The sequence below is a fragment of the Bradyrhizobium sp. P5_C12 genome (assembly GCF_054049735.1).
The window spans coordinates 1-14,187 of sequence record NZ_JBFULU010000059.1 but is presented as its reverse complement, the minus strand read 5'-3'; the positions used below and the strand labels follow the sequence as shown (position 1 = coordinate 14,187).

Annotated in this window: 11 protein-coding genes; 7 read left to right on the top strand and 4 right to left on the bottom strand. The window is 66.6% G+C overall.

The window, feature by feature from the left end; all coding sequences use genetic code 11:
• Positions 1–77: 77 nt before the first annotated feature.
• From ACXJMY_RS33140 to ACXJMY_RS33130, 3 genes are all read right to left on the bottom strand, one after another.
• Positions 78–1,763, bottom strand: a complete 1,686-nt coding sequence (locus ACXJMY_RS33140; RefSeq protein WP_456623555.1) for a SulP family inorganic anion transporter — start codon at positions 1,761–1,763, stop codon at positions 78–80.
• A gap of 146 nt (positions 1,764–1,909) precedes the next feature.
• Complete coding sequence (locus tag ACXJMY_RS33135; RefSeq protein WP_456623554.1) at positions 1,910–3,418, bottom strand: caspase family protein; 1,509 nt, start codon at positions 3,416–3,418, stop codon at positions 1,910–1,912.
• A gap of 146 nt (positions 3,419–3,564) precedes the next feature.
• Complete coding sequence (locus ACXJMY_RS33130) at positions 3,565–4,485, bottom strand: LysR family transcriptional regulator (RefSeq protein ID WP_456623553.1); 921 nt, start codon at positions 4,483–4,485, stop codon at positions 3,565–3,567.
• A gap of 96 nt (positions 4,486–4,581) precedes the next feature.
• On the opposite strand from ACXJMY_RS33130, the gene ACXJMY_RS33125 reads away from it, so the two are divergent.
• The 5 genes from ACXJMY_RS33125 (at position 4,582) to ACXJMY_RS33105 (ending at position 9,502) form a co-directional block, all read left to right on the top strand.
• On the top strand, positions 4,582–5,025 hold the full coding sequence (locus ACXJMY_RS33125; RefSeq protein ID WP_456623552.1) for a DoxX family protein: 444 nt from the start codon (positions 4,582–4,584) through the stop codon (positions 5,023–5,025).
• 359 nt (positions 5,026–5,384) lie between these two features.
• On the top strand, positions 5,385–6,416 hold the full coding sequence (locus ACXJMY_RS33120; RefSeq protein WP_456623551.1) for a TRAP transporter substrate-binding protein: 1,032 nt from the start codon (positions 5,385–5,387) through the stop codon (positions 6,414–6,416).
• Positions 6,417–6,424: 8 nt separating this feature from the next.
• Positions 6,425–8,278 (top strand): TRAP transporter large permease, encoded by a 1,854-nt coding sequence (locus tag ACXJMY_RS33115; RefSeq protein WP_456623577.1) that lies wholly within the window; start codon positions 6,425–6,427, stop codon positions 8,276–8,278.
• Positions 8,279–8,304: 26 nt separating this feature from the next.
• Complete coding sequence (locus ACXJMY_RS33110) at positions 8,305–9,282, top strand: hydroxyacid dehydrogenase (RefSeq protein ID WP_456623550.1); 978 nt, start codon at positions 8,305–8,307, stop codon at positions 9,280–9,282.
• A gap of 88 nt (positions 9,283–9,370) precedes the next feature.
• Positions 9,371–9,502, top strand: coding sequence for a hypothetical protein (locus ACXJMY_RS33105; RefSeq protein WP_456623549.1), 132 nt, complete (start codon positions 9,371–9,373; stop codon positions 9,500–9,502).
• Between the two features lie 33 nt (positions 9,503–9,535).
• Here the strand turns inward: ACXJMY_RS33105 and ACXJMY_RS33100 are convergent, their stop codons facing one another.
• On the bottom strand, positions 9,536–10,702 hold the full coding sequence (locus ACXJMY_RS33100) for an ABC transporter substrate-binding protein (protein WP_456623548.1): 1,167 nt from the start codon (positions 10,700–10,702) through the stop codon (positions 9,536–9,538).
• Between the two features lie 322 nt (positions 10,703–11,024).
• On the opposite strand from ACXJMY_RS33100, the gene ACXJMY_RS33095 reads away from it, so the two are divergent.
• Both ACXJMY_RS33095 and ACXJMY_RS33090 read left to right on the top strand, forming a co-directional pair.
• Positions 11,025–13,415 (top strand): bifunctional diguanylate cyclase/phosphodiesterase, encoded by a 2,391-nt coding sequence (locus ACXJMY_RS33095; RefSeq protein WP_456623547.1) that lies wholly within the window; start codon positions 11,025–11,027, stop codon positions 13,413–13,415.
• A gap of 89 nt (positions 13,416–13,504) precedes the next feature.
• Positions 13,505–14,187: MFS transporter (locus ACXJMY_RS33090; RefSeq protein ID WP_456623546.1), on the top strand; the 683-nt coding region annotated here is incomplete at its 3' end.

Here is a 14,187-nt window from a genome sequence, read left to right as displayed (position 1 = left end):
CCGGCGCTCCGCGCCGACCTCTCCCGCAAGCGGGAGAGGTTACAGCGAGTTCGCGGCGCAGCCTGCGTGAACCAAAGCTATTCCGCTTTCGCCAGTTTCCGCACGGCCTCGTCCACGCTGTGGAAGACGTGGTCCCTGGGCAGCGCATCGAACAGTCTGAAGCGCTCGAACGCGTCCTGCGCACGCACCGACTCCAGCCGTGCCAGCGCCACAAGCACGCCCTGTTCGCTGCATGCCTTGAAGATTTCGAGCAGGATCTGCGCGGCGGTGAAGTCGATCTCGACCATGCCGCTCGCCTCCAGCACCAGCAATTGCGGGGTGGACGTGCCGAGCACCTTGGTCACGTCGCTGCGAAAGCCAGGCGCGTTGAGGAACGACAGCGGCGCCTGAAGCCCGATCACGGCGACGCCGGCGATGCGTTCGCCGGTGATGTGCGGATGCGCCGGCCACCAGATCGTGGTGCCCGGCACGCGCTCGAACTCGACCAGCCGCGCGCGCGTCGTGCTCCAGATGCCGTGCAGCAGCGACAGCACGATGCCGAGGAACGCGCCCTGCTGGATCGGCAGCACGATGATCAGCGCGGCGGTCGCGACGATCAGCAGGAACTCGCTGAAGGACTGGCGATAGATCGTGACGATCTGCTTGACGCGGATGATCCGCAGCGCCACGAACAGCAAAATGCCGCCGAGCGCCGCATCAGGAACGTGCCGCAGCAACCCCGTTCCGAACGCGAGCAGCGCCAGCACGATGGCCGCGGCGGCGAGGCCCGCGAGCTGCGATTGTCCGCCGGTCTCGGCGACGATCCCGGTCCGCGGCGGGCTGGCATTGACCGGAAACGCCCCGAACAGGCCGGCCAGCACGCTGCCGGCGCCGGCGCCGAGAAAATCGCGATCGACATCGGCGGGCTTGTCGGGATCGGACGGGAACGACCGCGTGGTGGCCGCGGTCTGCACCATCACGACCACGGTGACCACGAAGGCGAGCGGCACCAGGCGAACCCATTGCTCCGGCGCAAGGTCGGGCAAGGTCGGCCGCGGCAGCGTGCCCGGCACCGCGCCGACGACGCTGACGCCCTTGCTTTCGAGACCGAGCCCGATCACGGCGAGCGTCGCGGCCACGAGCCCGATCAGCGCGCCGGGAATCTTGGCGCTGACCTGCTCGGAGATGAAGACCACGGCCAGCACACCGAAGCCGATGACAAGCGTGAAGGGATTGCTGCGTCCGAGCTCGCCGGCGAGCACGCCGATGCGATCGAGCGTCGGTCCGCTCGGCGACCCAAGTCCCAGCACGCCCGGCAATTGCGATACGATGATGTGGACGGAGATGCCGGCGAGGAAGCCGACCATCACCGGCACCGACAGCAGATTGGCGATGCCGCCGAGGCGGAAGGCGCCGCCGGCGAGCATCATCGCGCCAACCATCAGCGCCAGCGCGATGGCGAGCCCCTGATATTCGGGCGAGCCGGCGACGGCGAGCGCGGCAAGCCCGCCGGCGAAGATCGGCGTGATCGTGGAATCGGCGCCGCAGGACAGGAAGCGGTTGCCCCCGAGCATCGCAAAGCCGAGCGATCCCGCCATGAAGGCGAAGAAGCCGATCTGCGGCGCGAAGCCGCCGAGCCGCGCGGTGGCCATCTGTTCGGGGACCGCGATCGCCGCCAACGTCAGCCCCGCCAAGAGATCGCCGGGCAGGGAATAGGACGCGAGCGACCGGAACAGCGGCCATGCGCGCTCTTTCGATCCTTTGGCGTGGGCGTCATGCGGCATCGAGGTCCCCGGAAAGCCTGTATCGGTCGATCAGACTACAGCATTTCCGGATCGGAGAGTGGCGGTTGGCGCGACTTCTCCGTCATCAACAAGAATKTCCGCAAGCCATGGGCTTGCGGACATCTCTTCTCAGCGCGGGCGGAAGCTCAGTACCGGCCGCGGTCGTTGTGATAGTCGCCGCCGCGGCCGCCACCCATTCCCATGCCGAGTCCGATACCAATGCCGATGCCCTGCATGATGGCGCCGGGCGGCGGGCCGCGATCCGGCGGCGGGGCGCGCTCGTAGACCACTTCGTCAGGCGGCGGCCGGCGCTTGGGCGGCACGTCGACGACCTTGCGCTTCGGCGGGGTCTCATCGACCTTGCGCTTCGGCGGCGTGTCGTCGACGCGCTTCTTGATGATGGGCGCAACCGCCGGGTTGACCGGGGTTGCCGGCGTCGACGGGGCCGAGCACGGGCAGGTCGGAGCCATCGCGACGGCGATCGGAGCAGGGGGCGCTGCGGCCACGACCGGCAAGACGTAATTGCGGTTCTGCACGCGGAGCAGCAGCCTGCGCGCGGTTGCAGCCAGGTCGCTGTTGTCCCAGTTCGCCAGATAGGCTTCGAACGAGGCGCGGGTGTTGATCGCGGTGGCGCGCTCCCACGCCAGCATCTGGCGCCGGCGCTCAAGAACCATGCGCAGGCGCGGCGTGAAGGACGCCTGCGTGTACAGCTCGACATAGGCCTGATAGGCGGGCACGGTGTCGTCGGCAATCACCAGCTCATAGGCGGCCTTGGCGTCCTTGCCCTGGAGATCCTTGCGCCAGTCCTCGACGCTGCGCGTGACGCTGGCAAGTGCCATCGAGCCTGAGCCGGGAACAGAAGCTTGCTGGCCGCTGCTGTCGCCGAAGAACTTGAAGTCGGTCGTCAGCGACGAGCTTTCCCACGGGATCTGCCGCCCCTCGGTCGATTGCGCCACCGCGATGCGGATGCGCTTGAAGACTTCCTCGATCGGCAGATTGGGCTGCTTGGCGACGGTCAGCGCCGCGGTGGTGTAGGGGCTGTCGATGCCGGAGCCGTCCTCGGCCTCCGCGCCGGGCGAGGTCGAATAGGAGATGAAGGAGCCGGGCGCGCCGGCCTTGGTGTCGACGATCGCAAGCCCGTGGCCGGCGCCGCTGAGCGCGGGGAAGGGATTGTTGCGGCAGGCATCGAGCATGAAGATGCGCGCCCGTGTCGGCAGCGCGCCGAGCGTGTTGAGCAGGTCGTTCAGCCGCACGCCCTGGAGCGGAATGTCGGCCTCGCGCTTGGGATCGAGATCGACCGGCACCAGATAGTTCTCGCCGTCGATCTGCAAGCCGTGGCCGGCATAGAACACCAGCGCGACGGTGTCGGCGCCGCTGGCGCTGACCTTGCCGGCGAAATCCGAGATCGCCTGGCGCATCTCGTTCTGCGCCAGATTGGAGGCCGTCGTGACGTTGAAGCCGGCATTGCCGAGCAGTTCCGTCATGCCTTTGGCGTCGTTGGCGGCGTTGGGCAGCTCCGGCACGGTGCGATAGGCCGATTGGCCGATCACCAGCGCAAGCCGCGCTTCGGCCGCGGCATCGGTCGGCGTCATCAATTGCGAGAGGGCCAGAAGGCCGGAGGCAAGAAGCAAATTGCGAAAGACTGGACGGCGCATGGTGTCACCTCCATCGGCAATGCGCGCGATGATGGCACCATTTCTAGGACGCCGCCACGAGCCTGTCTGTGCACTGGATCACGCTGCGCGCTGCGTCAAAATGGGGCAGAGCGACTGTCGAAGCTGACGCGCCAGGCCGTACGCCGTCACGGCAGTCCACGATCCCAGGGCGGTTCGGGCGAAAAGCGCGCGGCGAGAAAGTCGATGAAGGCCCGCACCTTGGCCGGCGGACGGCGGTCGGGCAGGTAGACCGCATGCACGGCGGAGGTCTGGATCTCCGGCTGGTCGAGCGGAAGCGCGACGAGCGTGCCGGCGCGCAGATCGTCGGCGATGATGAAGGTCGGCTGCCGCGCCAACCCCAGGCCGGCCAGCGTCGCGGCGCGCAGCGCATCGCCATTGTTGGCGCGCAGATTGCCGCTGACCTGGACGCGGATCTCGCCGTCCGCACCGAACAGCCATTCCGCCGCGCTCGCCTGCTGCGAAAGCGTGTAGCCGAAGCAATTATGCGCGGCGAGGTCGGCCACGCGGCGCGGCGTGCCGTGTTTCGCCAGGTAAGACGGTGCGGCGCAGACCACGAGGCGGTTCGGCGCGAGCTTTCGCGCCACCATGCTGGAATCGCGCAGCTTGCCGATGCGGATCGCGAGGTCCCAGCCTTCGTCGGCGAGATCGACCAGGCGATCGTTGAGGCCGAGCTCGATCGTGACCTCGGGATGGCGGTCCGAGAATTCCGCGATGAGCGGCGCGATCTGCCTTGTGCCGAACACGACGGGCACGTTGACCCGCAGCAGACCGCGCGGCTCGACGCGCTCGCGCGCGATCGCGGCGTCGGCGGTCTCCATGTCGGCGAGGATGCGCTCGGAGGATTCAAGATAGAGGCGTCCGGCCTCGGTGATGGATAGCCGTCTCGTCGTGCGATGGAACAGCTTGATCCCGAGCCGCCCCTCCAGCGCCGCCACATGCTTGGTGACCATGGTCTGCGACAGGCCCATCGCCCTGGCCGCACCTGACAGGCTGCCGATCGCCGCCACCTTGGCGAAGACTTCCAGGCTGGTCAGGCGGTCGAGCATCGATCTCACTCCCATGGTGTGAGGTATATTTCCAAAATAGCAGATTATCGTTCGATTGAGAATAGATCATAGCTCGGCCAGCAAAAGGAGACCGCTATGATCGATTCCCGTACCGCTCCCTACGCCGCGCTGGTGCTGCGCGTGACGCTGGGTGCGCTCTTTCTGGCCCATGCCAGCCTGAAACTGTTCGTTTTCACCCCGGCCGGCACGGCAAAATTCTTCGGCAGCCTCGGCTTCCCGCCCGAGCTCGCCTATCTCATCATCACGGTCGAAGTGCTGAGCGGCATCGCCCTGATCCTCGGCGTCTGGACCCGCTATGCCGCGCTCGCCGGCATTCCGATCCTGCTCGGAGCCATCTTCACGGTGCACGGCGCCGCCGGCTTCTTCTTCACCAACCCGAAGGGCGGCTGGGAATTCCCCGCCTTCTGGGCGATCGCCTTGGCGGCGCAGGCCCTGCTCGGCGACGGCGCCTACGCGCTGCGGCCGTCGCGTGACGTCGAGGCGGCGAGCGGGCCGTTGAGCGCCGCGCATTCGCGCTGAGGTCACGGCATCGGCGTCCAAACCCGAAGCTGCGGGCGCGATCCCGCAGCTTCTGCGTTTCTGTCGCGCGCCAAATCAATCAATATGCGTTCGGCATTGATCCATACCTGAATTGGATCGATCCGCGTCTATCTTGCCCAGCGGGTCTTTCGGCGGCCGGGCCTTCCCACGGCATTTCGCCAAAACATCGGCAAACACAGGCCTTCCGCCGCGATCTCCACCGGAACGCCTGCGCCCTGCGCCCCTCGTTGCATCGCCGGCCGAACCCTTGCCTGCGCCGTCGCTTTGGCCATACAGTCGCGCCAACACGCCGTGACAACGATCGCGGCTGCAAAAAAATGACTTGGGGAGAGACAGCCATGACGATCGTGCCTGTGAGCCGTCGCGCATTCATCAAGTCGTCGACGGCGGTGACCGCCGGCCTCGTGCTCTCTCCCGCCATCATCGGCCGCGCCGAAGCCGCGACGATGAAGCTGAAATGCTCCTCCTCGCTGCCGAACGATCCGAAATACGCCAACGGCCGCGTCTACTACGACAATCTGGTCAAGAACCTGAAGGCGAACGGGCTCGGCGAGCAGATCGAGGTCGCCTTCTTCCCGGACAACCAGCTCGGTCAGGAAATCGACGTCATCAATTCGGTCAAGCTCGGCGTCATCGATCTCATGCTGTCGGGATCGTCGATCTCGGCCAATCTGGTGCCGCTGGTCGGCACCTTCGATCTCGGCTTCCTGTTCTCGAGTTTCCCGCAGCAGACCAAGGCATTCGACGCCGGCGCCGCCAAGCCGATCGAGGACGCGCTGCTCAAGGGCGGTAACATCCGCATCATCGCCTGGGCCTATAATTTCGGCTCACGCAGCGTATTTGCAAAGAAGCCGGTGAAGACGCCGGAGGATCTCGCCGGCCTCAAGATCCGGACGCTGCCAAATCCCGTCATCACGGAATGCCTGCGGCTGATGGGGGCCGCCGCAACGCCGCTGGCGTTCGGCGAAATCTACACGGCGTTGCAGGCCGGCGTGCTGGATGGGCTGGAGCACGACCCGCCGACGATCCTCGCCAGCAAGTTCTTCGAGACGGCAAAATTCTATGCGCTGACGCAGCACAATTTCTCGCCGCTCGCGATCTACTTCAGCGACATGACCTACAACCGCATGGATCCGAAGCTGCGCGACGGCTTTCTCGATGCCGCGAAGAAGGCTGCGGCCGACACGCGCATTCATGGGCTTGCGGTCGAGAAGGAGGCGCTGACGGCCTTGACCGAGAAGGGCGTGACGGTGGCCGAATGCGACCGCGAGGCGTTCAAGAAGCGCGTGGCGCCGCAGACGGAAAACTTCATGAAAGCGCGGCCGGAATCGAAGCCGGTCATCGACATCATCCGCGCGACGCAAGCCTGATGTCGGTAATGACAGGTGCCGCATCCCTCTCGGGCGGCCGCCAGGGGAGCATCACCCTTCTGCTTCGCGTGAGCGATGGGATCGCGGCCGTGCTGCTGGCGGCCGACCTCGTGGTGGTGTGCGCCTCCGTGCTGCTGCGCTTTCTCTTCAACGCGCCGGTCGAATGGTCGGACGACGTCGCGCGCGGATTGATGGTCGGCTCGGCCTTCTTCGGCGCGGCGAGCGCGCTGGCGCGCGGCGAAAATGTCGGCGTGTCCTTCTTCCGCGATCTGGCACCGGTACGGCTGCGCGTGCTGATCGATGCGGCCAGCGCGCTGCTGGTCGTGCTGATCTCGGGCTACGTCGCCTATCACGCCATCAAGCTGGGCTCGCTGACGGCGGGCCAGACCACCGGATCAGGATTGCCGCTGGAACTCACCTTCTATCCGATGGGCATCGGTGCGCTGTTCATGACGGTGTTCGCGATCGATCAGCTCTGCGCCCGGCCGCTGCCCGACATCGTCAGGGGCCTCATAGCCGTCGCCGTCGCGACCGGCCTCTACCTCGCCTGGGATTATCTGTCGCCGTCGTCGGTGCCGTCGGCGGGCACGCTGATGCTGATCGGCTTCTTCGTCACGCTGTTCGGCGGCCTGCCGATCGGCTTTGCGCTGGCGCTCGCCGCGCTGATCTTCATCTGGGTCGAAGGCGCGCTGCCCGGCGTCATCTTCGCGCAGCAGATGGCGCGCGGCATCGACAATTTCGTGCTGCTGGCGATCCCGTTCTTCATCCTCGTCGGCTACCTCATGGAAGCCAACGGCATGTCGGTGCGGCTGATCGAGCTGTTGCAGCGCGCGGTGGGGCGCATGCGCGGCGGCTTGAACGTGGTGATGGTGGCCTCGATGGTGCTGTTCTCGGGCATCTCGGGCTCGAAGATGGCCGATGTCGCCGCCGTCGGCTCCGTGCTGATCCCGGCGGCGCGCCGCTCGAAGCAGAATCCCGGCAGCGCGGTGGCGCTGCTTGCGGCCTCGGCGGTGATGGCGGAGACCATTCCGCCCTGCATCAATCTCATCATCCTCGGCTTCGTCGCCAATCTGTCGATCGGCGGCCTGTTCATCGCCGGGCTGCTGCCGTCGGCGCTGATGGCATTGGTCCTAATCGTGGTCTCCATCATCTTCGGCAAGCGCCCGGCGGCGGTCGAGGAGGTGGAGCCGCAGATTCCGGTGTCCGGCCTGTGGAGCGGCGCGCTCGCCTCGTTCGGCCTGATCTTCATGATCTTCTTCGGCTTCAAGAGCGGTTTTGCGACGGCCACGGAAATCTCGGCCTTCGCCGTGGCCTATGCGCTCGTCGTCGGCAGCCTGGTGTTCCGCGAGCTCAGCTTCAAATCGGCCGCGCACAGCTTCGTCCAGGCGGCGACGCGGGCGGGCCTGGTGCTTTTCATCGTCGCCGCCGCGCAGTCGCTCGCCTTCACGCTGACCTTGCAGCAGGTGCCGCATGCAGTCGGCGATTTCATGCTCGGATTGTCCAAGACCAGCGGCACCTGGCTGTTCATCCTGCTCGCGATCGCCGTGCTGATCGTGATGGGCTCGGTGCTGGAAGGCGCCGCTGCGCTGATCATCTTCGGGCCGCTGCTGCTGCCGGTCGCCGTGCAGCTCGGCGTCGATCCCCTGCATTTCGGCGTCGTGCTGGTGATCGCGATGGGCATCGGCCTGTTCGCGCCGCCGCTTGGGCTCGGACTCTATGGCGCCTGCCTGATCGGCAACGTGCCGATCGAGCAGACGGTGAAGCCGATCATGGGCTATCTCGGCCTCTTGTTCCTCTGCCTGCTCGTGATCGCGTTCGTGCCGTCGCTCTCCACCGCGCTGCCGCGCGCGTTCGGCTATTGAAGGAGTCTTGTCGTGAAGGTCTTGCGGTGAAGGTGCTGTTGGCTCACACGCCGGAGATGCGGCGGAACTACTACGGCGATCGCAGCCTGAACGGCCTGCGCGCGGTCGCCGAGGTGATCCTGCACGAGAGCGATGATACGCTGGGCTCATCCAGCCTCGTGCGCGCGGCGAAAGATGCCGACATCATCGTCGCCGATCGCATGACGGAAGGCCGCGGCGAGATCTTTGCGCAGCTGCCGCGCCTCCGCGCCTTCGTCCGCTGCGCCGTCGATATCCGCAACGTCGATGTCGAGGCCGCCTCGCAGGCCGGCGTGCTGGTGACCCGCGCCGGCCCCGGCTTCGTGCAGGCGGTGGCCGAGCTCGCGCTCGGCTTCATGGTCGATCTGTCGCGCGGCGTATCGCGAGCGACGGCTGATTACCAGGCCGGGCGCAAGCCCGAAGCACGAATGGGCCGCCAGCTCGCGGGCAGCCGGATCGGCATCATCGGCTATGGCAGCATCGGGCGCTACCTCGCCGAAATCGCCAAGGGGCTGCGCATGGAGGTGCTGGTCTCCGACCCCTTCGCAACCGTCAGTGACGGCGCGATCAGGCAGGTCGCACTCGACGAGCTCCTCTCCGCCTCAGACTACGTCATCTGCCTTGCGGTTGCCAACGAGCAGACCGAGAAGCTGATCGGGGAGGCGGCGCTGGCACGCATGCAGAAGCATGCCGTCTTCATCAATCTGTCGCGCGGCAATCTCGTCGACGAGGCGGCGCTGGCGCGCGCGCTATTGGAGAACCGCATCGCGGGTGCCGCGATGGATGTCGGCCGCGCGCCCGACCAGATGCCGACGCCGGAACTGGCAAGGCTCCCGAACGTGATTGCCACGCCGCATGTCGGCGGGCTGACGCCGCAGGCGATCGAATACCAGTCGTTGGAAACCGTGCGGCAGGTCGAGGCGATCGTGAAGGGCGAGATCCCGCAGGGCGCGGTGAACGCCGAGCGCTGGACGGGGCGGCCCTGACGACTCTGCCTTGAACCTCATCCCGGCCGGCGGCGTCAAAGTTCCGTGCCGTCGGGAAATGGTTCATGGGGCCCCTGAGGTTGAGGAGATGAAGTTTCTGACCACTGCGGCGTGGGCGGTCCTGGTCGGCGTGCTGCTGAGCGCCTGCGCCAGCCTCACCTTTGATGACGACAACAAGCCGCCTTACGGCCAGTCAAACGGCAAGAAGTCCGATCGCTAGGAGCCAAGCGGTTGCAGTAGGGACCGTGCGCCCCTACAGCCGGTCGACTGCCCTGAACGTCCCGTCCTTCTGGATCACCGTCAAAAACACCTTCGGGGGTGTGTCGATTGCGTGCGTGCCGACGGTGACGAGGCTACCGCTGATGTCGAAGCGGCCGATGTCGTTGATCACGCGCAGCAGCCCCGCCCGGGTCGGGTTCGGCCCGGCCTGGTCCAGCGCCGCCGCCGCGAGGCGGCCGGACAGATAGCCTTCGAGCGACACGAAGTCGGGCGCAAGCGTCGGGTCGAACGCCTGCTGCGCCGCCTGGTAGTCGGCGACGAGCTTCAACGAGCGATCCCAGGGAAACGGCACGACCTGCGAGACGATGACGCCTTCGCCCTCGGGGCCGAGTTCGCGGGCCAGCGCGTTTGCGCCGACGAAGGAGACGTTGACGAAGGTCGGATGGAAGCCGCTGCGGTGCGCGAGCTTGATGAATTCGGCGCAGGGACCGTAGGTCCCGACCATGACGATGGCCTCCGGCTCGGCGCGCCTGAGCATCCGCCAGGCCGAGCCGACCGCGCGGGTGTTGCGCTCGAAGGTGCCTTCGGCGGCAAGCTCGAGGCCGCGCCTGGCCAGCGCGGTCTTCACGCCCGCAAGACCGTCGCGGCCGAAGGAATCGTCCTGGTAGAAGATGCCGATGCGGGTGAACCGGCGATCCTCGGTGAGGTGCTTGATCCACGCTTCGGCCTCCGCGCCGTAACTCGCGCGAATGTTGACGACGTTCGAGAGCTCGAGGTCGCGCAGGAATTCGGCGCCGGTGAACGGGCCGATGAAGGGGACGTTCCGGGCGCTGGTGATCGGGATGGTCGCCATCGCGGTCGGCGTGCCCACCGCGCCGATCAGCGCGAACACCTTGTCGTTCTCGATCAGCCGCAGCGTCTGCGCCACCGAACGGTCGGGATCGTAGCCGTCGTCGCGGCTGATCAATTGCAGCTTGCGGCCGTGGACGCCGCCCTTCGCATTGATCTCGGTGAACGCCGCGACGATGCCTTGCCGCATGCGCTGTCCGAGCGCCGAGGAAGGACCTTCGAGCGCGGCGGCCTGACCGAACAGGATTGCATCGTCGCTGACGCCGGTCTCCTCGCCTCTGGCCGCGAACGGAACCGTGGCCAGCAGTGCGAAGGCCAGCACGATGCGTATCGCGGATCGAGATCGTCTCATGAGCGCTTGCCGAATGCAGAAGGAACGTCGGAAATGATAGTCGGGCGGGCTGAACGGCTCGCTAACCCGCGACGCGTCGACGGTCCGTAGGACTTCGGGGAAAACCGGCAACTTACTGTCAGAGTGCCGCCATTCGCGCGGCACTTCGTTAACTAAGCAGCACAATGCGGAGCAGCCCGGTTGCGAAGTTGGGCAGTTCTTAACCGCGATCCTGTTCCGATAGTCACTCCGGCGGCTCAACCAGAGGTTCGGTCTGTCGCGGAGAGGGGGCGGTGGTTTCAGGATGGGCGATCGCGATCAGAATGATCAGGATCGGAGACGTATGACCGGACGGTGGCGGCTTGCGCCGCTGTTCGGACTGTATCGTCCCGCGCTGGTCGCGGCCGGCGTCGGACTCCTGTTCTCGCTGGTCGGCGCCGCCGCGGTGGGGCGATGGGAGGACCGCGTCAACAAGATCGAGTTCGAGAACGCGGCCGAGACGGAAGCCATCGTCATGCAGCATGGCATGAACGAGTACATCAGCAGGCTCGTCGCGCTGCGCACCCTGTTCGAATCGAGCAACGAGGAAATCACCCGCAGCGAGTTCGAGACCTTCAGCGCACGGCTGTTCGAACGCCATCCCGGCATGCTGCGCATCGCCTGGTTGCCGCGGATCAACCGCAAGGAGCGCGCCGAATACGAGGCCGCCGCGATCGCGGACGGCGTCTCCGGCTATCGCATCAAGTCGCTCCAGGGCGATGGCTTCGACGTCGCGCCGCAGAGCGACGAATATTTTCCGGTGTTCTATTCGACCCAGCCCAAGACGTCGCTCGTCTACGGCATGGACTACGCGACCGTTCCGGACCGCCGTGCCGCGCTCGAGCGGGCACGGGACAATGACCGGATCGCGTCGCTGCGGGCGGAGCTCTACGGTCCCCGGGAGAACGGCCAGCTGCCGAACGTCCTGGTCATGGTGCCGGTCTATGCCAAGGGCACCTCGCGCGATGCACTCGCCGACCGGCGCCGTAACCTGGCGGGATTCGTCGTCGGCATCTTCGACCTGCCGCTGCTGATGCAGTCCATTCGCGTGACGACCGGAGCGAGCCCCGCCGTCAGCGTGAACGTCTATCCGCCCTTCACGGGGCAAATCGTCAGCCTGGAGCAGGCGCTGCCGGATTATTCGTCGGCCGCCACGGCCCCGCAGTCGATGCGCGACGTCGCGCGCGCCCTGCACTGGTCCGGCCATCTCAAGATCGGGGACACCGACTGGCAGGTGCGCGCGATGCCGACGGCCGGCGGGTCGCTTGCGACCAGCTACGACCGTGCCATCGCGGTGCTGATCGTCGGCATGCTCCTGACCGTGTCGCTTGCGACCTATCTCATGCTCGCAAGCCGCAATTCGCGGCGGCTGTCGCTGGCGAACCGGCGGGTGCTCGAGCTTGCCCAGACCGACATCCTGACCGGGCTGCCGAACCGCGCCTTCTTCCTCGCCCGCCTCGACGAGCTCAACGATCAGTTGGAGGACAGCGGTCCGACGTTCTCGATCCTGATGCTCGATCTCGACCGCTTCAAGAACGTCAACGATTCGCTCGGTCACGGCGCCGGCGACGCGCTGCTGCGCCAGGTGGCACAGCGCCTGAAATCCGCGTTGCGGGCGAACGACGTGCTGGCGCGGCTCGGCGGCGATGAGTTCGCGATCATCCAGGAAGGCTACGAGGATCAGCTTGTGTGCCCGACCGAGCTGGCGGCGCGGATCGCCAAGCTGGTGGCCGAGCCTTTCCTGTTGCCCGGGCATCGCGTGGAGATCGGCACCAGTATCGGCATTGCGATCGCGCCGGATCACGGCCGCGACCAGGAGCAGTTGCTGAAGAAGGCGGACCTCGCGCTCTACCGCTCGAAATCGGCCGGCCGCAATTGCTTCACCATCTATGACGAGGCGATGTCGGCCGAGCTCGAGGCCCGCAACACGCTGGAGGGCGATCTGCGCGACGCCATCGCGCGCTGCCAGCTCGAAGTTCACTACCAGCCGTTCGTCGATGCCGACAGCGGCGCGCGCCGCGGCTTCGAGGCGCTGGTGCGCTGGCGGCATCCGGGCCGGGGTCTGATCCCGCCGGACCAGTTCATTGCGCTGGCCGAGGAGACCGGGCTGATCGTGCCGCTCGGCGAATTCGTGCTGCGGCGCGCCTGCGCCGACGCGGCGTCGTGGCCGTCGGGGCTCAGGGTGGCCGTCAACCTGTCCCCGGTGCAGTTCAAGGAAGCCGATCTGTTCGAGGTGATCCGTGCGGCGCTCAGGGATTCCGGACTGCCGCCGCAACGGCTCGAGATCGAGGTGACTGAGTCGGTCCTGCTGGAGCGCGGCGTCGAAAATCACGCCTTCATCGAGCGGCTCAAGGGCATCGGCATCGAACTCGCGCTCGACGATTTCGGCACCGGCTATTCGTCGCTGAGCTATCTGACCGCGTTCCCCTTCGACAAGATCAAGATCGACAAGTCGTTCATCCGCAACCTCACCCATCAGCCGCGCAGTTCCGCCATCATCTCCTCGATCGTGACGCTGGCGCGCGGCCTCGACATGTCGGTCACCGCCGAGGGGGTCGAGACCCGCGAGGAGTTCGAGCGGTTGAAGGCGCTCGGCGTCAACTTCGCGCAGGGCTATCTGTTCGGCCGACCGCAGCCGATCGAGCGGATTCTATTCGACGCGCCCGCCGAACGCTCGCGGCTCGACGCCGCCTGATCTCGCCGCTCGGCCGGCATGCGCGGAAAGCGCTTGACCCGGATATCCCGAGATGGTCCCAAGGATCGTCCAGGGATGAAATGCACAAAATGCGGCTTCCGTTCTTCTACGGCTGGGTCGTGGTCGCGGTGACCTTCGTCACGATGGCCATCGGCGTCAACGCGCGCACCGCCTTCTCACTGTTCTTTCCTCCCATCATCTCCGAATTCGGCTGGGAGCGCGGCGTCACCGCCGGCGCATTCTCCTTTGGCTTCGTGGTGTCGGGCGTGGTCAGCCCGCTGATCGGGCGGCTGATGGATCGCGCCGGGCCCCGCGCGGTGATGGAGCTCGGCGTCGTGCTGATGGGCGGCGGGCTGCTGCTGGCGCCGCTCACCAGCGCGCCCTGGCATCTCTATTTGACCATCGGCGTCATGGTCGGCGCCGGCAGCGTCTGTCTCGGCTATTCCGGCCAGTCGCTATTCCTGCCGAACTGGTTCATCCGCAGCCGCGGCTTTGCCATCGGCATCGCCTTCGCCGGCGTTGGCATCGGCTCGGTGACGCTGCTGCCTTGGGTGCAGCACATGATCGAACAGACCGGCTGGCGTACCGCCTGCACCGCGATGGGCCTGATCGTCCTGGTCGTGCTGGCGCCGATCAACCTGTTGCTGCGCAAGCGGCCCGAAGACATCGGCCTTCAGCCGGACGGCGACGCAGCGCCGTCCGCGGGTGCCGCAAGGCCCGTCTCCAACATCGTCGATCCGGTCTGGGTCGGCACCGACTGGACGCTGCGGCG

Excerpts from the sequence above, each read along its gene's own strand:
- ACXJMY_RS33095 (WP_456623547.1), top strand. The coding sequence starts at position 11,025 with ATGACCGGACGGTGGCGGCTTGCGCCGCTGTTCGGACTGTATCGTCCC.
- ACXJMY_RS33130 (WP_456623553.1), bottom strand. The coding sequence starts at position 4,485 with ATGCTCGACCGCCTGACCAGCCTGGAAGTCTTCGCCAAGGTGGCGGCG.
- ACXJMY_RS33125 (WP_456623552.1), top strand. The coding sequence starts at position 4,582 with ATGATCGATTCCCGTACCGCTCCCTACGCCGCGCTGGTGCTGCGCGTG.
- ACXJMY_RS33115 (WP_456623577.1), top strand. The coding sequence starts at position 6,425 with ATGACAGGTGCCGCATCCCTCTCGGGCGGCCGCCAGGGGAGCATCACC.
- ACXJMY_RS33105 (WP_456623549.1), top strand. The coding sequence starts at position 9,371 with ATGAAGTTTCTGACCACTGCGGCGTGGGCGGTCCTGGTCGGCGTGCTG.
- ACXJMY_RS33140 (WP_456623555.1), bottom strand. The coding sequence starts at position 1,763 with ATGCCGCATGACGCCCACGCCAAAGGATCGAAAGAGCGCGCATGGCCG.
- ACXJMY_RS33120 (WP_456623551.1), top strand. The coding sequence starts at position 5,385 with ATGACGATCGTGCCTGTGAGCCGTCGCGCATTCATCAAGTCGTCGACG.
- ACXJMY_RS33135 (WP_456623554.1), bottom strand. The coding sequence starts at position 3,418 with ATGCGCCGTCCAGTCTTTCGCAATTTGCTTCTTGCCTCCGGCCTTCTG.
- ACXJMY_RS33100 (WP_456623548.1), bottom strand. The coding sequence starts at position 10,702 with ATGAGACGATCTCGATCCGCGATACGCATCGTGCTGGCCTTCGCACTG.